This is a genomic window from Yaniella halotolerans DSM 15476, assembly GCF_000420805.1.
Lineage (GTDB): Bacteria > Actinomycetota > Actinomycetes > Actinomycetales > Micrococcaceae > Yaniella > Yaniella halotolerans.
Genome location: NZ_ATVQ01000002.1, coordinates 131,040 through 150,608 on the forward strand (window position 1 = coordinate 131,040; position 19,569 = coordinate 150,608).

Consider the following 19,569-nt stretch of genomic DNA (forward strand, 5'->3'; position numbering starts at 1 on the left):
GTGTGGTGGCTAGAGATTTGCCTGACTGCAAAACAGCCATATTTGGTGAGGTCTCTTGTGACAGAGATACTAGCGAAATATGTGCGTACGGGTGACAATGTAGTTATGGGTGAAAGCAACCTTTCTAACGTCGTTCGACTGCCTTCTTTTGGATCAAAGCAACAACCAGTAAAACGGACTGTACGCTGGTCGGCCGTGGGGGCAATTACCGGTGCTCTTGTGGGTACCGCACTTGCTATCATCCCTACATTGGCTTCCATCTTTGCTCGCACCGTCGTAACACCAGACCCGAAACCTACTGAAGACGTGCAGGTTTATAACTATCTCCCTACCCGTGGCGTATCTGGAGCGGGCTTAATTGAATTATCCGTTACGCCGCAGACCACTGTGCGCGGCCAGTACGCTTTGGTGTTTAATGAGGGCACCGGTGTCGCGCGTATTGGTGAAATCGTAGCTACAGAGCGAAAACGCGATACGATAACGCGAATTGTTGAAGAGGTATATAGCGGAGATCTCACCCAGGCAGTTCGTGGCAGATGGGCGGGGTTTGTGTGGCCAACTCCCAAAGAAGCCGGTTACGTGTATCGGAATGTTGAGATTCCAGTCGATGACGGTTTAGCCCCAGCTTGGCTTATCGAACCAAAGCGCTCAACGCAGCATTCCAACACTTGGCTGATCACTGTGCATGGACGCGGGTCCAAGCGTAATGAGGGGCTCCGTATGATGGGGGTTGCCCAACGGATGGGGATGCCTGGCTTAATGGTCTCGTATCGAAACGATGGTGACGCTCCCGATGCTAGAGACCGAAAATTCGGCCTAGGAGCTACAGAATGGCCAGATATTGAAGCGGCCATCCTGTATGCCCTCAACCATGGGGCCACCTCCGTCGTGCTGGGCGGTTTTTCGATGGGTGGGGCAGTCAGCCTGCAAGTCATGTACCGATCGGCATTATCCAGCTACATTCGTGGGCTTGTCCTGGTGGGGCCCGTCATTGACTGGTTGGATGTCCTGCGACATCAGGCCCGTATCAATAGACTGCCGCACATTGCTGGAAAGCTAGGAAGCTGGCTGATCGAGTCGCCCTGGGGGAAGACCATCACTGGCTTGGCCTCACCTGTGGACCTGCAACGCTTAGACTGGGTGACGCGGTCCGACGATATTACTCATCCGATCCTGATCTTGCACTCTGAAAACGATGACTTTGTGCCGATCGGTCCTTCAGAGCAACTCGCGGCAAAGAACCGCAAGTTGGTCAGTATGGTTCGTTTTCAAGAGGCCCGTCACACCCGGGAATGGAATGTGGACCCCGAGAGATTCGATTCCGCCATGCTTACCTGGTTGCATGTTTTGTTGACCGGCCCCCAGCACTCCCGATTAAGCCTGTCCAGCCCAAAGACTGCTGAATAGTCGGCTTGCATCTATAATGGGAGCAGTCAGTTTTCCCACATTGCCCGTGACTACACACGGGAGAGGAGTTCTATACAGTGGCAGGTCACTCAAAATGGCATACAACGCGACATAAGAAGGCAGCGTTGGACGCCAAGCGTGCCAAAATGTATGCCAACCACATTAAGGCGATTGAAGTTGCAGCACGTGCCGGCGGACCGGACCTTGACGGTAACCCAGGGCTAGAAGTCGCGGTTACAAAAGCGAAGAAGCAGTCGGTGCCCAATGACAATATTGATCGCGCCATTAAACGTGGTGCTGGACTCACCGGTGAAGTTATTGACTACGCCGAAATCATGTACGAAGTCCGCGGGCCCGAGGGGTCTGCGTTGTTAGTTGAATGTCTAACGGATAATCGCAACCGCGCGGCCTCGGAAGTGCGTGCGACCGTGACACGTAACGGTGGCTTTATGGCAGATCCAGGTTCCGTCGCTTTCATGTTCCAACGCAGGGGAGTCGTTCGCGTGCCTGCTGAAAATCACACCGAGGACGACATCATGATGGCCGTAATCGAAGCGGGCGCCGATGAGATCCTTCGTTCCGGCACAGCGTTTGAAATTGTCTCTGACCCTTCGGATATCCAGGCGGTAGCCAAGGCACTAGACGAGGCAGAAATTGCCTACGACTCTGATGATGTCGAGTTTTTCGCTGATATGAAAGTCGAACTGGATGCAAAATCAGCCCAGTCCTTCATAGAGCTTTGGGATGCAGTAGAGGAACTCGACGACGTGCAGAATGTCTACGCCAACGTCGAAATTACCGCCGAAGTTCTTGAAGAACTATCGGCGCAGGACGCTTAAGTGTTAGACGCCGGTCGCCGTTCCCAGCCGGTGAGCCAACTTCGAGTTTGCGCAGTCGACCCCGGACTAACCCGGTGTGGTATCGCAGTCGTCGATATTGCCGCCAACCGTAGAGCCCAACTTGTGGATGTTACTGTCGTTGGAAGCCCGGGGACTGACCCCATTGGTGAACGTTTATCGGTCATCGATACGACCATGGATAGTTGGCTGGACAAGTATCAACCCGATCATTTAGCGATCGAACGTATGTTTGCGCAAAATAACACGCCAACGATTATTGGTACCGCTCAAGCTTCGGGAGTGGCCATTGCCGCAGGCGCGAGGCGCAACGTACCAACGGCGCTGCTGACGCCTTCGGAGGTTAAGGCTGCTGTTACTGGTTCCGGCTCAGCAGATAAGAAGCAGGTTACTTCGATGGTCATGCGAATCTTAGGAATACACACCGCGCCGAAGCCTGCTGATGCTGCCGATGCCATCGCCATCGCCATCGCACATGCATGGCGAGGTGGTCTCTTCGGTAGGGGTCTAGATACCGGCAAGCTCACCAGCCGTAGCGCTGCTTCAAAATTTTCAAGTGCGCGGCCAGAAACGAATCTGACCCCAGCGCAGAAACTCTGGCTTGCCGCAGAACGGCGCGCTAGATAATAGAATTTAGTGGGCGTTGGGACGCCAACTTAGATTCACACTGATGTGATGGCTCTATTGCTATCAGAGGGAGAACGCATGATCTCGTCGCTAACCGGCGAAATTCAACACGTCACAGTCAATAGCGCTGTCATCGCTGTCGGCGGGGTCGGTTATCTTTTTTCGGCAAGCCCAAACACGCTCTCGATGTTACGCACCGGCCAAGAAGTCACCGTACAAACGCAATTACTGATCCGAGATGATAATCCGGTGTTGTACGGCTTCAGTACAGCCGATGAGCGTGAAATTTTTGAAGTGATGATGAGCGTTTCAGGCATCGGACCTCGCATCGCATTAGCCGTGCTCTCCGTATTTGATCCCGACGAGGTTCGCCAGCATATCGACCAACAGGACGATAAGGCCTTTACCAAAGTTCCCGGAATTGGTCCAAAATCGGCCCGACGTATCATCCTTGAACTCTCCGGAAAACTTGTTCCTCGTGAGGAAGCTGAGACCGGTACGAAATCGGCTCGCAGCGGAGAGCCGGTTTGGAAAGAGCAAGTTCATCAAGCATTGATCGGACTTGGTTGGAAGGAAAAAGATGCCACGAAAGGTATTGAACAAGCGCTCGAGGCTGATCCGGAACTTGCCGCGTCTGCAGATGTTTCGGCTGCATTGCGCGCTACACTCCGGAATCTCGGTGAAGGACAGGCAAGGCAGCGACTCTAATATATGACTGAATCCGCATTTCCCTCAAACTCCGATGAAGATCGCATTGTTGCAGGTAGCGCTGCGAATGAAGAACGAGAAGTTGAAGCGGCGCTGCGACCTAAAAATCTCGCAGACTTTGTTGGTCAGCACCGCGTTCGAAATCAGCTATCCCTAGTTTTGGAAGCGGCTAAGCTGCGTGGTGCAACTGCCGATCACGTTTTGTTGTCAGGCCCGCCTGGCCTAGGAAAAACCACGCTGTCGATGATCGTCGCAGAAGAAATGGGTGCTCCTCTACGTATCTCTTCTGGCCCGGCAATCCAGCATTCCGGTGACTTGGCAGCCATCTTGTCTTCCCTGACCGAGGGCGAAGTCCTCTTCCTTGATGAGATACATCGAATGTCACGTCCCGCGGAAGAAATGCTCTATATGGCGATGGAGGACTTTCGTGTCGATATCGTGGTCGGCAAGGGAGCGGGTGCGACCTCGATCCCACTGGAGCTTCCACCATTCACAATTGTCGGAGCCACCACCAGAGCGGGCCTTTTGCCGGGACCGCTCCGTGATCGGTTCGGTTTTACTGGGCATCTTGACTTCTATACAAACGAGGAACTTGAGCTTGTGCTGCGACGCTCTGCAGCCATGCTCGACATGCGGTTGAACAGTGCAGCGTTTACTGAGATTGCATCACGCTCACGGGGGACCCCGAGGATCGCAAATCGTCTGTTGCGACGTGTACGGGATTGGGCGTTAGTCAGTAAGCTCCACGACGTCGATGAACATGCTGCAGCAGCCGCGCTAGATATGTATGAAGTTGATTCACGGGGGCTAGACCGCTTAGACCGCGCCGTGCTCGATGCCCTGTGTACCAAATTCCATGGGGGACCGGTGGGCCTATCTACTCTGGCGATAGTGGTAGGGGAAGAAGTCGAGACAGTTGAAACTGTGGCGGAGCCATACCTGGTTCGTGAGGGTCTATTGGGCAGGACCCCGCGTGGTCGTATAGCGATGCCTGCAGCTTGGGAACATCTCGGTCTGACGCCACCGGATGATTCAACGACGAAAGGTTTATGGTCGTTAATGGTTGACGGATCCGGGGGCGAAGGCGACACCACGTCGAGACTTAAGGAACAGTCCACTGATGCGGTTCAGGGGCGCGTGGACGATATTTTGTTTACCGACGACGGCGATGACTAATTCACAGACGGTGATCTTATACGGGCTGAATCTTCACGGAATTCACGCTATTTCGGTGTGCACATTAGGATAGGCTGAGACATTATATGTAGATTGCCGGGCTCCCGGCTGATTTTCTCGTGGACACTGCCCAGTGTCCGAGTACGACAACAAGATAGATGGTAGACGTTTATGACTTACAATTCCGAAATGGCCACCGTTATTGCGCAGGCTGGGGGCGGTGAACAAGGCGGCTCCAGCATGTTCATGCTCATCATGTTGGCTGTATTGGGCCTATTGTTCTTTATGATGATTCGCCGCAGCCGTAAAGCCGTGAAAAAGCAGCAAGAGCAGCGTGCATCTATGGAACCGGGCATGGAGGTTATGACGACCTTCGGCCTGTACGGCACGGTCGTTGATGTGAACCATGACGACAATAAAGCCACGCTTGAACTGTCACCTGGCCAATACGCAACAATTCACCTGCAGGCTGTCGGTCAGGTTGTGGAAGAACCTACTGAGGATGAGCTCCCAGAATCTGATATCACGATTGATGATGTTCCTGATTATCCAGAGCAGTCCTCAACCGAAACGTTAGACAACGAATACGGATCAGAATACAAAAACGATCCACGCGATGACAGAGACCGCTAACTCACTCCGTATTCCATAACGAACAAGCATCGAAGGCCCCTGACCTATGGCGTCTAAGACCCCTCAATCCCGTGCCCGGCGATCCCTGGCGTGGCTAACTGCAATTCTTGTTGGCTTAGGAATCATCCTGGGCATCGGTATTGCAACCAATAACTCCAACGGTGTCCCCCTGTTGGCGCTTGACCTTGAGGGCGGTACCCAAATGGTATTATCCCCAGAAACATCGACCGGCGAAGCCGTCACTTCGGACCAGATGAGTCAGGCAGTCGAAATTATTCGGCAGCGTGTCGATGGTTCAGGAGTTTCAGAAGCCGAAATCAATACTCAGGGCGACAACAATGTCGTGGTATCGATGCCGGGTTCTCCAGATGAGCAAACACGCCAGCTGATTCAGGCCTCCGCTAACATGGAGTTTCGTTCGGTGATTACTTCGGGTCCATTTACCGCTGTCCCGGAAGAAGAACGCACTGACGTATCAGATGTCCCGGAACCTGATGCAGAGCCTGAACACGGTTCGGACCCCAACTGGATTACTCCAGAGCTGTACGAAGAATTCCAGAGCACCGATTGCACGGCATCCGATGCTAACCAGATCCGTGAGAACCTCCCCGCTGACGAAGCCATCGTTGCTTGTGACTTCGACACCGGTTCAAAATATATCTTGGGACCATTAGAAATTTCTGGTGATCAGATCGATTCGGCCGATCACGGAATGTCTCAGACACCGACTGGTGTTTCTGCTAGTTCATGGGTCGTCAATATTGCCTTCGAAGATGAAGGTGCTGAGAGTTTTCGCGAAGTTACCCAGCGTCTGACCGGTATGAACCCGCCGCAAAATCAGTTCGCTATTTTACTTGACGGTCAGATCGTCTCCGCCCCGGCTTCACAGGCAGTAATCACTGATGGCCGAGCCCAGATTTCTGGAGATTTCAACGAAGAAAGCGCAGCGCAACTTGCTGAACAGCTCGAATACGGTGCGCTGCCTATTTCCTTTGAAGTGGAATCAGAGCAACAGATTTCGGCGACTTTAGGCCAGGACCAATTATTCTGGGGTCTTGTTGCAGGTCTCATCGGACTCGGGTTGGTTGCGATTTATCAGTTCTTCCAATACCGCGCGTTGGGCTTGGTCACGTTGTCATCGATCGTGATTATGGGCTTATTGACATATCTGTCAATTGTTCTACTCGGTTGGTCAGACAACTACCGGCTCTCGTTGGCAGGCATCGCAGGGATCATCGTCTCGATCGGTCTTACTGCAGACTCCTTTATTGTCTACTTTGAACGCATCAAAGATGAGATGCGCAATGGTCGACCAATCGAATCAGCCGTGAACTATGGTTGGGATCGAGCGAAGCGAACAATTACTGTATCGAAGCTCGTAAACGTGCTGGCCGCGGTGGTCTTGTATTTTGTAGCCGTCGGGAACGTTCGCGGATTCGCTTTCACACTTGGGCTCACCTCTATAGCGGATCTTATTGTGGTGTTCTTGTTTACGCACCCGGTGATGAAGTTATTGGCAACGACCAAATTCTTCGCAGGTGGGCACCCGATGTCAGGCATGGACCCTTCGTTGCTTGGACAAAAGCCTCTTTACCAAGGTGCTGGACGTGTTCGTGAATTTCGCCCGGATGACGCCGTGGCACCAAAGCGTGGGAAAAAGAACACCAGATCGAGCAAGGAAGCTCAGAAGCGACAAACTATCGCTGAACGGCGTGCCGCCGAGAGAGCTGAAGTATTGCAAACGACCACATCATCGGACCAGAAGCCTGCGCGGGAGGACTCATGAGTCGCTTAGCAACTTGGGGTAATGAACTGTATGCGGGCAAGAAATCGTATCCGTTCGTACAAAAATGGAAGACTTGGTTCGCAGTAGCGCTGATCTTATTGGCTGTGGCTGCCGGTATCACTGCTTTGCGCGGTGGCTTCAACATGGGTATCGATTTCCGTGGTGGTTCGGAATTCACAGTCTCAGGCGTTGAGAATACGGATCCAGTTATCGGCGAAGAAGCAGTGACAGAAGTTATATCGGAAGCCGAGGCAACAGCAACGAACATTGCCGGTGGCACTATTCGAGTTCAGACAACAGAGCTCTCCGATGAACAAACTCTTGAAGTTGCGGAGAATCTACAACAGGGATACAACGTAACCGCTGAAGACGTGACGTCCAACTTCGTTGGCCCCACTTGGGGGCAAGCGGTCTCAGAGCAGATGTTTATAGGCCTGATCGTTTTTCTGGTCCTGGTCTCCCTGTACTTGGCTATTTACTTCCGAACATGGAAGATGTCTGCTGCCGCCATCGTTGGCCTGCTATATGTCGTGATGTTGACGGTGGGCATTTACGGTGCCGTTGGTTTCGAAGTTACCCCGCCTGCCATTATCGGCTTCCTGCTTATCTTGTCGTATTCGCTATATGACACGGTGGTGGTTTTCGACAAGATACGCGAGAACACCCAGAATCTAGCGGAGGACCGCCAGCGAACCTTTGACGAGCTTGTAAACTTAGCCGTCAATCAGACGTTGGTTCGGTCTATCACAACGTCTGTCGTAGGTATACTGCCCGTTGGTTCGATTTTGTTTATTGGTGCGGGCCTTCTCGGAGCGGGAACGCTGCGTGATATCTCTCTTTCCATCTTCGTTGGTATTATCGTGGGAACTGTCGCAACCCTGTTTATTCAAGCGCCACTGTATGCTCTCTTCCGCAAAAGCGAGGATGACCTTCAAGCGCGGGACGAGCGTATTTTGCGCCGCCGGGGAACTGACGCAGAGCAAGAGATTGAAAATGAGTCAACAGAGTCCGCTGCGTCGCAATAAGCAGCAGTAGTGGAATAAACGCGCTGTCCTGTAACCTTGAAATCAAGCTGCAGGACAGCGCTTTATTTTATAGAAGGGCCCAGTGGTAGCTGGGAAGTAGTGGAAACGTTATTGCACGAAGTAAGCTAAGTCTCTCAAGTACATCTTCAATACACACAAAGGGAGAAATCGTGGCTTCATCTCACGGCGGTCAGGCAGGCTCCGATGCCCTAGTGCCTGCACGTGGTTTTGGCCGGTTCTCTCGGTTGGCCGGTCGCGGTTACTCACCGTTATTGGAACCCCTGATCCGGACATTGAAAGTGCGTCAGCCGAAAGACGATATTGGTCCGATTATACGTGCTTTTAACGTGGCCAACTATCATCATCGGGAGCAATATCGGAAATCTGGCGATCCTTACATCACGCATCCGGTGGCAGTGGCCACGATCCTTGCGGAACTAGGACTCACTGGCGAGACACTCATTGCCGCACTTCTTCACGACACTGTCGAAGATACTGAATACACGCTAGAACAGCTTGATAAGGACTTTGGCCCCGATGTGACACTGCTAGTGGATGGGGTCACGAAACTTGACCGTGTGAAGTTTGGGGCTGCAGCCGAAGCTGAGACAGTCCGAAAAATGATCATCGCCATGGCCAAGGACGTTCGTGTCCTAATGATTAAACTTGCGGACCGTCTTCATAATGCTCGAACGTGGCGTTATGTTGCCCCCGAATCGTCTGCTCGCAAGGCCAAAGAGACTCTTGAAATATATGCCGCCCTCGCGCACAGGCTTGGTTTGAACACCATTAAGTGGGAGCTTGAAGATCTATCATTTGCAGCTCTTTCGCCAAAGGTCTATACAGAGATCGTTCGGTTAGTTGGAGAACGCACTCCTCAACGTCAGAAGATCGTAGCGAATTTGACAGAGCAGGTTGATAAGGAACTGCGGTCTTCAAAAATTCGTGCCACGGTTACTGGGCGACCGAAACATTATTACTCCATCTATCAAAAAATGCAGGAGCAGGACAAAGAATTTAACGAAATCTATGACCTGCTAGGAATCAGAGTATTAGTCGAGTCGGTACGTGACTGTTATGCCGTACTTGGAGCTCTGCATTCACGGTGGTCGCCGATACCAGGGCGATTCAAAGATTATATTGCAATGCCCAAATTCAATATGTACCAGTCACTTCATACGACGGTGATCGGGCCCGGTGGGAAGCGGATCGAGATTCAGATTCGCACTCATGAAATGCACCATCGAGCTGAATACGGTGTGGCGGCACACTGGGCTTATAAGCGTGCTGGAACTGCAGATGCAGAAACTCCTGGCTGGTTGAAGACCGTATTGGATTGGCAAGAAGATGCTGCTGATCCAAACGATTTTCTCGATTCATTGCGGACCGAGATCGGTTCGGCAGAGGTTTACGTATTTACCCCGAAAGGGGAGATCAAGGCGTTGCCGTCTGGATCTACACCAGTTGACTTTGCTTACAGTGTGCATACACAAGTTGGACACCGAACCGTTGGTGCACGGGTGAATGGTCGTCTCGTACCGCTGAATACAGTGCTGAACCACGGCGACTCCGTCGAAGTCTTTACCGATAAGGACGAGAGCGCCGGCCCCTCTCAAGACTGGCTAGGGTTTGTCCGTTCTGGTCGCGCCCGCAATAGGATCCGGCACTGGTTCTCTAAAGAGCGTCGGGATGAAGTCATTGAACGAGGAAAAGAGCTCCTGACAAAAGAAGCTCGCAAGCATACGCTTTCTCTTCAGCAGATGTTGAGTACCGATACGTTAACGAAAGTCGCTACCGGTCTGCACTACGAAGATATCCAAGGGCTCTATGCTGGCATCGGTGAGGGCTCTGTATCTCTGCAAAACGTTTTGCGGAGAATCGAAAACATTCTGGTACCAGAGCCCCACAAGGATGAACCTGAACCTGATACGGTATCGATCCCCACAATTCCTCAACCCTCTCGTCATGCAGATTCAGGGGTGGTGGTCCCTGGTGCAGGCGACGTACTTGCCAAACTTGCACGGTGTTGTGCTCCTGTACCACCAGATCATATCGTGGGGTTCGTTACGAGAGGATCGGGGATTTCCGTTCATCGAAACGACTGCCCCAACGTGGTCCACACCCCCGAAGCGGATCGTCTTATTGAGGTCGAATGGGCACCGACTTCGGAGGCAGCATTTACAGTAGATATTCTTGTCTTGGCCTTGGACCGAAAACAACTGCTTTCCGATTTGACCGTCGTACTAGCTGAGCATCATGTAAATATTCTTTCAGCAAATGTGAAGACTCGGCGTGATCGGGTGGCAGAAACAAGCTTCGTATTTGAGATGGGAGACACTGGTCATTTGCAGCACTTGATGAATACGGTGCGGCAAGTTGATGGTGTCTACGATGTCTACCGTCGATCAGACCGCAAAAAGAATCCTTCCGCCAACTAGTGGCTAACGGACATCTGCCAAATCTTTAGATGGCGTTAGAAGATGCTCTAGACGTTGCCTAGCTTGCTCCACACCGTATAGGTGACGCTTGTGGTGGAAACGTTGCTGAAGATTATCAAGATCTACCAGGTCAGCGAGTTCTTCCGCGCATTTGTAGTGACGAGCTGTGCGTCCACTACGCAAGAGATCCTCCAAAGTTAACTCCAAACTAGTGACAATGGTGCCTCCGATGACGAGGAGGTCTTGCTCTGCAATGTCGCTGCGTTGCATATAGTCGATGTGTCGAAATGCCGTTGGGATGATCTTTGTACGTGACCTAGTTTTTTGATACGTGGCAGTAGAGGCTTCAAACATTTCAGGTGCGAGTCCTCCAAGGTGAATCCAAGCGGCCGTGAGCATCGTAGCAGTCCAGTCTCTATCGATAAGCTGTTCACCTGCGTAACGCACAGCCTTGGCGCGTTGAGCTGCGGTATCGGGCGTTGTCGCATCAACATAGTACGGACCGAATTGAGGGCGTAGGAGCCCATGGTAAGCCATCGCCGAGAGTTCCGATGGTGAAAATGGATCGTCAGGGACATAGAGATCGTAGCGGTTCGTGATCGAATCTAGTGCAAGAAAAGCCATAGAACCATGATGACAAAGACCAGCCCCAGCCGAAGGTGTGTCGGCTGGGGCTGTGGATAACTAACTTGCAGAATCTATGCGTTCAATAGATGTACTATTCACTAGCTGCTTGAACAACTTGCAACCACTGGCGGCGCGCCTCAAGAGCTTCTTTGGCAGCATCGATCTTCTGCTGATCGCCTGCCTGTTCGGCATCCGCTAAATCTGTCTCTAATTGCGCGATGGCATCTTCTAGCTGCGCTTGCGCTGAGGTAGTCCGAGCCTTCGTTTCAGGATCGCTGCGACGCCAATGCTCTTCTTCTAGGTCTGTCAAAGCACGTTCAAATTTGCCGATCTCAGTTTCCATACGGCTCATGTCCTTGCGCGGGACCCGACCAGCTGCTTCCCAACGTGTGCGAAGATCTTTCATGACGCTACGTGCTGACTCGACGTCAGTAAACGGAAGGTGCTGCTGAGCGTCTTTAAGGATCTGCTCCTTGGTGGCGAGGTTAGCCTCATACTCTCGGTCAACCTCGGCGTTGGCCGCATCGCGGGCTTTGAAAAAGACATCTTGGGCACCACGGAAACGAGCCCATAGTGCATCGTCATCTTTTCGTGAGGCACGAGGGGATTGTTTCCACTCGTTCATCAGGTCCCGATACTTCAGCGTGGTTGGGCCCCATTCTGTGGAGTTCTGAAGAGCTTCCGCGCGGGTGATCAGCTCCTCTTTGACTTTCTTTGCTTCAGCATTCCGGGCGTCTAACTGTGAGAAAAATGCCCGACGATTTTTTTCGAAAGTATTTCGAGCGGATCGGAAACGTTTCCATAGAGCGTCTTCGGTCGCACGAGGTAGGCGCGGACCAGCTTTTTGAACGGTCTGCCATTGGTCAAAGAGCTCGCGCATCTTCGCAGTGGACTGTTTCCATTGCGTTTTTGCGGGATCTTGGGCTGAGATTTCCTCGGCCTGTGCAATGATTTCTTCGCGGGCGCTCTGCTGCTCAGCGAGTGCTTTGTCTCTCTGTGCTTGCTGCTGAGCCTGACGCTCAACGAGCGCGCTTCGCAGTGTCTCTGCCTGCTCGCGAAGTTTCGCCATATCGCCAACCATCTGACGTTGGTCTATGACCGCGTCAATCTGGGCGAGCGTCTTTTCTAGCTCCTTATTGGCCGCATCCGTCTCGAGACGCTGTTTGAGGAGCAATAGCTGCGTCATGACATCGTCATATTTGCGAACAAAGTAGGCGAGTGCATCATCTTTGGACGCCTCAGGGACTTGGCCCACCTCAACTTTGTCATTGCCATCAAGGAGAGTTACGACTCCCTCCTCGGAAATTTCCGTAAATTGCTGAGCTTCCGTAAGATTCGAAGTATATGCCGGAGCTGGTGCAACTGGGGCCGCTGGGGCTACCTTGGCCGGTGTTACAGAGCTTGGTTTGGGAGCCGCCGGTTTTGGGACGTCGGGCTGTTGACTAGGTGTCACCGCTAAAACTTTCTTCCTAGGTGGAGATCCCGTCAGCCATCGGAGGACTGTTCTGAGATGGTCACTGTTAGCTTACGGGAAACGCATACAATGGCAGAGTACTTTAAAAAGCAGGCACGAAAGTGCTCATTGCAGCGCAGACGTGCTTAACCCTTGGAGAATATACCGACATGTCCCGTAAGACTTCATTATCTGGATTTCACGAATGGTTGCCACAAGAGCGTCTCGTTGAACTCCATGTGCTCAATACACTTGCAGAAGTCTTCGAACTCCATGGATTTTCCAGTATCGAAACTCGCGCCGTCGAGTCGTTGGGGACGCTACTTCGTAAAGGCGAAATCGATAAAGAGGTGTACACCGTTTCGCGTATCCATGAAACGGATGCACCGGACCCCAATGATACTTCGCGCTTGGCATTGCACTTTGATCTGACAGTGCCATTTGCCCGTTACGTGACCGAAAACGCCGGTCATCTAACTTTCCCTTTCCGGCGGTATCAAATACAAAAAGTATGGCGTGGTGAACGTCCGCAAGAAGGTCGAGCCCGTGAGTTTACCCAGGCTGATATCGATGTGGTGGGTGACGGTGTACTTGATTTCCGACACGATATCGACGTTGCGCTGGTGATGTCTGAGGCACTGTCCAAATTGCCGATTGGGCAGTTCGTCATTCGAATCAATAACCGCAAGCTAGCTGAAGGTTTTTATCAGGGTATTGGACTAGATGACACCGCTGGAGTGTTACGTCATATCGATAAATTAGAAAAAATTGGGGCGCAGAAGGTCACTGATGAACTTCAGAAAGAACTCGGAGCGTCGGAGGAGCAGGCTAGTCTCGCCTTGGCACTGGCACAGATTCGTGCTGAAGACTCTTCGTTTGTTACCGAGGTCCGCGCGCTTGGTGTTCAAAACGCGTTGTTAGAAGAAGGGCTACAGGAACTAGCTGAAGTTATTGATGAACTTCACAAGCGTGCACCGGGCACCGCTGTAGCGGATCTCTCAATTGCCCGCGGGCTCGATTACTACACAGGTACGGTCTATGAGACACACCTAGTTGGACATGAGCAATTGGGGTCCATATGCTCCGGTGGCAGATACGACTCGCTAGCCACTAAAGGTAAACGTACCTTTCCAGGTGTAGGCCTTTCCATCGGTGTCACCAGATTGATCTCGCGCATGTTCTCGCAAAATATGGTCGAAACGACCCGGAAGGTGCCAACGGTCGTATATGTCGCGTTGACCTCTGACGATGATTGGTCTGCAGCACAAGATATTGCCCAAACCCTGCGCGCACGGGGGATTAATACCGAAGTCGCAACCAAAGCTGAGAAGTTTGGCAAGCAGATCCGCCATGCTGATCGCCGCGGTATCCCATACGTATGGTTCAGGACATACGACAACGAGGGACGAGCCAGTCACGAGATAAAAGACATCCGCTCCGGCGAGCAAGTTAGGACAGATCCGTCAACCTGGATGCCACCAGCAGATGATCTGCAGCCTGCCATCGTAGAGGTCGAACACAACGGCGAGTAGCCTTGCCGTCGGTAGACTGACTACGAACAATTTATAGTTTTTATTCAACACGTAGAACTCAAAAGGGGAAACACAACGTGCTTCGCACCCATAAACTCGGCGTGCTCAACGCCGAATACATCGGACAGACCGTCACCGTGGCAGGCTGGGTTGCTCGCCGCCGTGATCACGGTGGGGTAGCTTTTATCGACCTTCGTGATGCCTCCGGTGTTGCTCAGATCGTGGTTCATGACGAAAACCAATTCGATCATTTGCGAAATGAGTATGTCCTTCAGGTCATCGCAGAAGTCAAAGCACGCCCAGAAGGCAGCGAGAATACCAATATCGCCTCGGGTGCGGTTGAACTCTACGCTTCCGAAGTGACCGTGTTGAATACCTCAGCTCCGTTGCCATTCCAGATTGATGAGCACGTCGAGGTTGGCGAAGAAGTTCGCTTAGCCCACCGCTACCTGGACCTGCGCAGACCACAACCAGCTCGAATCATGCGATTGCGCTCTGAAGTTAACCGTGTTGCTCGCAACCTTTTGGCCGACCAAGAGTTCATCGAAGTTGAAACCCCAACTCTGACGCGCTCGACGCCCGAAGGCGCACGAGACTTCCTCGTTCCTGCACGACTTGATCCGGGTTCCTGGTATGCCCTCCCGCAGTCACCTCAACTGTTCAAGCAGTTACTTCAAGTCGGGGGGATCGAACGGTACTATCAAATCGCCCGTTGCTATCGCGACGAGGACTTCCGAGCCGATCGGCAGCCAGAATTCACTCAATTGGACATTGAAGCATCGTTTGTCGAGCAAGATGACATCATCGAACTCGCGGAACAGCTGCTAGTGGCCATCTGGAAACTCATAGGCGTAGAAGTTCAGACGCCAATCCCACGTATGACGTACCGCGAAGCCATGGAAAAATACGGTACCGACAAACCAGACCTTCGGTTTGGTTTAGAACTGACGGACATGACGGAGTACTTCAAAGACACTCCATTCCGGGTATTCCAAAATGAGTACGTTGGCGCGGTCGTGATGCCCGGTGGAGCATCGCAGCCTCGTCGTCAGCTTGATGCCTGGCAAGAATGGGCCAAACAGCGAGGCGCCCACGGACTTGCCTATGTGCTGGTCCAGGAGGATGGTGAACTGACCGGACCAGTCTCCCGAAACATCTCCGAAACAGAGCGTGAAAACTTGGCTGAAACCGTTGGGGCGAACCCCGGCGATGCGATCTTCTTTGGGGCTGGAAAACCGACTGATTCGCGCGCGTTGCTCGGCGCCGCGCGTGTTGAAATCGCGCACCGCGTTGGTCTGATCAAGCCGAATTCTGAAGTTCCCGCTGAAGAGCAGGATTGGGCATTTGTTTGGGTCGTTGATGCACCGATGTTTGAGTCAGCGGCAGCAGCCGAAGCTGAAGGCGATGTCGCCGTAGGCGATGGTGCGTGGACAGCAGTCCACCACGCTTTTACCTCACCGAAACCAGAATTCCTCGAGACGTTTGATGCGAATCCTGGGGACGCTTTGGCGTATGCCTACGATATTGTCGCCAACGGTAACGAAATTGGCGGCGGCTCGATTCGTATACACAACCAAGATGTCCAGAAGCGGGTCTTCAACATTATGGGCATCTCAGAAGAAGATGCTCAGGAGAAGTTCGGCTTCCTTCTCGACGCATTCCAGTATGGTGCGCCACCGCACGGCGGTATCGCGTTCGGTTGGGACCGTATCATCGCGCTCTTGGCCGGAACTGACTCGATTCGCGAAGTTATCGCATTTCCGAAAACGGGGAACGGTCATGATCCGCTAACTGCTGCGCCAACACCGATCACTGATGAACAGCGCTCTGAAACAGGCGTGGACTTTGTTCCTGAAGACGATGAGGAAGCCCAAAAGCAAGAGGGCTCAGGCGCTTAGCGCAACACTCGAATAAGAAAAAGTACCGGTCTTGATCACACGATGATCAGACCGGTACTTTTGCGTTCTGGGCCAGGGCTGTCCTTAGCCGCGACGAGGAGCAGCCAGGTCGTCCGAATCAATAACGAGGGTAAATGGACCACTGTTTACCAATCCGACGTCCATCATTGCACCAAACTGGCCGGTGTGAACCTCGACACCGTGTTCACGCACTCTGGTCACAAAATATTCATAGAGTGGCTCTGACTGTTCAGGTCGTGCTGCTTTTGACCAGGAGGGGCGCCGTCCCTTTCGCACGTCGGCATTCAACGTAAACTGCGAGACGACGAGGACGGGTGCATTGAGGTCTATTGCGGATTCTTCGTCTCCCAAAATGCGAAGGTTGACAATCTTGTCGACTAAAACATCAGCTTCCGCCTCGCTATCGTCAACGTGAACCCCCAAAAGGATCATCAACCCCGGGCGGGGGAGTTCACCGACTACCTGATCATCAACGGTCACACTGGCGGAAGAAGCTACTTGAATAACTGCGCGCATGGCCCCAAGTGTAGTCCTGGATATCCGTTCAAGTTCATAATCACTAGAGTAGGGGCGTGCACGATTTGTTCTCCTCGGCTCGTGATGACGACCAAGACGGCCCAGATACTTCCAGTAAAACATCGGCAGCAGCCCCGCTGGCGGTGCGAATGCGCCCGCGGAGTCTGGACGAAATAGTTGGCCAACGGCATTTACTAACACCCGGTTCACCGCTGCGTAAGTTGACTGAAGCGCATGGTCCATCTGGAGTAGGTCCCTCATCGATCATGCTGTACGGGCCTCCGGGTACTGGCAAGACCACTCTGGCACACGTTATTTCTCAAGCGCCTGATCGTAAGTTTGTGGAGCTATCTGCGATCTCTGCGGGTGTAAAAGACGTCCGCCGGGTGATGGAACAGGCCCTCGACAATAGAGATCTTTACGGCCGGACCACTATCTTATTCTTGGACGAAATACACCGATTCAACAAAGCTCAGCAGGATGCGCTCTTGCCCGGAGTAGAAAATCGCTGGGTCGTCCTCGTTGCCGCGACCACAGAAAATCCATCCTTTTCCGTCATATCTCCGCTCCTGTCCAGATCGATCATGCTGACGCTTGAACCATTGACCGATGACGATATCGGTGAGCTGATCGATCGTGCACTGTCAGATGAACGCGGCCTCAATCAAACCGTGGAGCTCGACGACGAGGCCAGGGACTACTTGATTCGGATGGCTCAGGGTGATGCACGGCGGGCCTTGACAACACTAGAAGCAGCCGCAGGCGTTGGGTTTGACCAGGCAGCAGGGGAGCAGCCGCCCGTGGTAACCGTGGAACATGCTGCTCAAGCGATGGACCAAGCTGTCTTGCGTTATGACAAAGATGGCGATCAGCACTACGACGTAATATCAGCCTTCATCAAGTCCATTCGAGGATCTGATGTTGACGCAGCGTTGCATTACCTGGCGCGAATGATTCATGCCGGTGAAGACGCACGATATATCGCACGACGCCTGATCGTCCACGCATCAGAAGATATTGGCATGGCTGACCCTACTGCTCTGCAAGCGGCGGTTGCTGCAGCACAAGCCGTTCAGTTGATCGGTATGCCCGAAGGCAGAATCCCGTTAGCTCAAGCCGTGGTCCATTTAGCCACTGCTCCGAAATCCAGTGGTGCCTATGACGGCATTAACAGTGCGTTAGCTGATGTCCAATCCGGCCGGGCTGGGGTGGTGCCCAAGCATTTACGGGATTCGCATTATGCAGGTGCGAAGGCTCTCGGCCACGGAGAGGGGTACAAATTCCCCCATTCCTATCCACATTCGATTGTCGCTCAGCAATATCTGCCAGATGAACTTCAAGACCGGCAGTATTATCATCCAACAACCAATGGTCGTGAGCACATGATCTCGGAACGCGTCGCCAGACTTCGTGCCGTTCTACGGAACGAACCGCCCCCACAGCAAAAGCCCGAGCAATCCCCAGATCAGACGACTGACGATTAGGTCGACACTTCGGCGTCTGCTAGGCTATCCCCTTGTCTGGCACGTTTCTGCCCAACGGTAGGAACGGTAGTTATGACGGTTGGCGGTATAACCCTCAGCTCTCTGGAAAACATTGACATCAGAGGCCAGGATTCATCTACATCATAGCTAGTCGGCTCTGTCGTGCAGATGATGCAAAAACCAATCAATACCGCATGACAAGAAAAGGAAGCCACAAACATGGCAAAAGGTCTACGTACCCGTCGCACCGTGCGCCACTCACGCGCGCTCGGCATTGCGCTCACCCCTAAAGCTGAAAAATACATGGAGCGCCGTCCGTACGGCCCAGGTCAGCACGGTCGCGCACGTCGCCGCGCCGATTCTGACTACTCGGTCCGTCTGAAGGAAAAGCAGCGTCTTCGCGCGATCTACAATATCCGTGAAGCCCAGATGCTGCGCTACTTCAACGAGGCCAACCGTCGTGCTGGTCTAACCGGTGAAATCCTAGTTGAGCTCCTGGAATCACGTCTCGACGCCCTCGTGCTGCGTGCAGGCTTTGCCCGCACCATTGCGCAAGCACGTCAGCTCGTTGTTCACCAGCACATCTTGGTGGATGGCCAGCGTGTTGACCGTCCATCATTCTTGGTTTCGGAAGGTCAGCTGATTCACGTTGCTGAACGCAGCGAAACCATGGTTCCGTTTCAGATTGCTGCAACCGGTGCACATCAGGAAGTCCTACCAGATGTGCCAGGCTACCTCGACGTAGAAATCGACAAGCTTCGCGCAACCCTGGTTCGTGAACCAAAACGCGCCGACATTCCTGTGTCGATCCAAGAAAACCTGGTTGTCGAGCACTACTCGCGCTAAACACCCAGTTCTACACTTTGAAACCGGCTCGGTGGATCTTGCTCTGGCAAGGCCCCGGGCCGGTGGTGTCTTGATTCCTAAAGTATCGACTTCAATAGCCCATCCTGATTATGGGTTGGTAGAGTAAGTACGGTTACGAAACAGAAAGGGTTGGCAGTTGTGAAACGAGTCTTACTTGTTGGCGTAGGTGCTGCAATCGGATGGTACGGGCACTCTAAGTTGTCCAAGGGGCGGGATGAAGCAGCGCTACGTGCTGAAGAAGCCCTACGTACATCACTCGCTCCAGAGAACCTCGGCCGTACCATCGGCGAGGGAGCCGCAAATATTATCGTGGAATCAACGCGAGGCTTCTTTTCTACGGTTCGAGAGCAGATTCCAGCGCTGAATCGTGGACAGCCCATCCCTCCGGTATTGGAGAACTACGAAACCGTGCAGCCCTTGCAGGGCGAAGTCACCGACCCAGCCGCAGATCGCACCGAATAACGTTTCGTTCTAAAAGATTTTGACCTTCAACCGGTGTGTCCACCGGTTTCTA

The 19,569-nt window shown here is 52.8% G+C and carries 17 protein-coding genes; 14 read left to right on the forward strand and 3 right to left on the reverse strand.

The features are described 5' to 3' along the window. Window positions 1–105: 105 nt before the first annotated feature. The 9 genes from G583_RS15110 to G583_RS0108195 all read left to right on the forward strand — a co-directional run bounded on the left by G583_RS15110 (window position 106) and on the right by G583_RS0108195 (window position 10,657). Entirely contained in the window at window positions 106–1,407 is a 1,302-nt protein-coding gene (locus G583_RS15110; RefSeq protein WP_022870692.1) for an alpha/beta hydrolase family protein, read from the forward strand. Window positions 1,408–1,484: 77 nt separating this feature from the next. Next, window positions 1,485–2,246 carry a YebC/PmpR family DNA-binding transcriptional regulator gene (locus G583_RS0108160; RefSeq protein ID WP_022870693.1) on the forward strand — a complete coding sequence of 254 codons (762 nt, stop codon included), beginning with the start codon at window positions 1,485–1,487 and terminating at the stop codon, window positions 2,244–2,246. Continuing rightward, window positions 2,247–2,891, forward strand: a complete 645-nt coding sequence (ruvC, locus tag G583_RS0108165; RefSeq protein ID WP_022870694.1) for a crossover junction endodeoxyribonuclease RuvC — start codon at window positions 2,247–2,249, stop codon at window positions 2,889–2,891. A 78-nt stretch (window positions 2,892–2,969) separates the two neighbouring features. Then, complete coding sequence (ruvA, locus tag G583_RS0108170; protein ID WP_022870695.1) at window positions 2,970–3,599, forward strand: Holliday junction branch migration protein RuvA; 630 nt, start codon at window positions 2,970–2,972, stop codon at window positions 3,597–3,599. Window positions 3,600–3,602: 3 nt separating this feature from the next. Next, a complete protein-coding gene (gene ruvB / locus G583_RS15115) occupies window positions 3,603–4,775 on the forward strand; it encodes a Holliday junction branch migration DNA helicase RuvB (protein WP_022870696.1) in 1,173 nt (390 codons plus the stop codon). Window positions 4,776–4,964: 189 nt separating this feature from the next. After that, entirely contained in the window at window positions 4,965–5,408 is a 444-nt protein-coding gene (yajC, locus tag G583_RS16360) for a preprotein translocase subunit YajC (RefSeq protein ID WP_051129688.1), read from the forward strand. A gap of 46 nt (window positions 5,409–5,454) precedes the next feature. Then, window positions 5,455–7,194: a protein translocase subunit SecD gene (secD, locus tag G583_RS0108185; RefSeq protein WP_022870698.1), complete on the forward strand. Its 1,740-nt coding sequence runs from the start codon at window positions 5,455–5,457 to the stop codon at window positions 7,192–7,194. Continuing rightward, window positions 7,191–8,219 (forward strand): protein translocase subunit SecF, encoded by a 1,029-nt coding sequence (gene secF / locus G583_RS0108190; protein ID WP_022870699.1) that lies wholly within the window; start codon window positions 7,191–7,193, stop codon window positions 8,217–8,219. Before secD ends, secF begins: the two co-directional genes overlap by 4 nt. 212 nt (window positions 8,220–8,431) lie before the next feature. Continuing rightward, entirely contained in the window at window positions 8,432–10,657 is a 2,226-nt protein-coding gene (locus G583_RS0108195) for a RelA/SpoT family protein (protein ID WP_040895408.1), read from the forward strand. A 3-nt stretch (window positions 10,658–10,660) separates the two neighbouring features. Here G583_RS0108195 and G583_RS0108200 read toward each other — a convergent pair whose 3' ends face one another. Beyond that, window positions 10,661–11,281 carry a hypothetical protein gene (locus G583_RS0108200; RefSeq protein WP_022870701.1) on the reverse strand — a complete coding sequence of 207 codons (621 nt, stop codon included), beginning with the start codon at window positions 11,279–11,281 and terminating at the stop codon, window positions 10,661–10,663. A 94-nt stretch (window positions 11,282–11,375) separates the two neighbouring features. After that, on the reverse strand, window positions 11,376–12,737 hold the full coding sequence (locus G583_RS0108205) for a DUF349 domain-containing protein (protein WP_022870702.1): 1,362 nt from the start codon (window positions 12,735–12,737) through the stop codon (window positions 11,376–11,378). 170 nt (window positions 12,738–12,907) lie between these two features. Between G583_RS0108205 and hisS the strand changes: the two genes are divergently transcribed. Both hisS and aspS read left to right on the forward strand, forming a co-directional pair. Next, window positions 12,908–14,269: a histidine--tRNA ligase gene (hisS, locus tag G583_RS0108210; RefSeq protein WP_022870703.1), complete on the forward strand. Its 1,362-nt coding sequence runs from the start codon at window positions 12,908–12,910 to the stop codon at window positions 14,267–14,269. A gap of 77 nt (window positions 14,270–14,346) precedes the next feature. Further along, window positions 14,347–16,167: an aspartate--tRNA ligase gene (gene aspS, locus G583_RS0108215; RefSeq protein WP_022870704.1), complete on the forward strand. Its 1,821-nt coding sequence runs from the start codon at window positions 14,347–14,349 to the stop codon at window positions 16,165–16,167. 84 nt (window positions 16,168–16,251) lie between these two features. Here aspS and dtd read toward each other — a convergent pair whose 3' ends face one another. Continuing rightward, on the reverse strand, window positions 16,252–16,704 hold the full coding sequence (gene dtd / locus G583_RS0108220; RefSeq protein ID WP_022870705.1) for a D-aminoacyl-tRNA deacylase: 453 nt from the start codon (window positions 16,702–16,704) through the stop codon (window positions 16,252–16,254). Between the two features lie 56 nt (window positions 16,705–16,760). On the opposite strand from dtd, the gene G583_RS0108225 reads away from it, so the two are divergent. The 3 genes from G583_RS0108225 to G583_RS0108235 all read left to right on the forward strand — a co-directional run bounded on the left by G583_RS0108225 (window position 16,761) and on the right by G583_RS0108235 (window position 19,517). Beyond that, on the forward strand, window positions 16,761–18,188 hold the full coding sequence (locus G583_RS0108225; protein ID WP_022870706.1) for a replication-associated recombination protein A: 1,428 nt from the start codon (window positions 16,761–16,763) through the stop codon (window positions 18,186–18,188). Window positions 18,189–18,407: 219 nt separating this feature from the next. Then, a complete protein-coding gene (rpsD, locus tag G583_RS0108230; protein ID WP_022870707.1) occupies window positions 18,408–19,034 on the forward strand; it encodes a 30S ribosomal protein S4 in 627 nt (208 codons plus the stop codon). A gap of 159 nt (window positions 19,035–19,193) precedes the next feature. Continuing rightward, entirely contained in the window at window positions 19,194–19,517 is a 324-nt protein-coding gene (locus G583_RS0108235) for a hypothetical protein (protein ID WP_156832085.1), read from the forward strand. The last annotated feature ends 52 nt before the right edge of the window (window positions 19,518–19,569 follow it).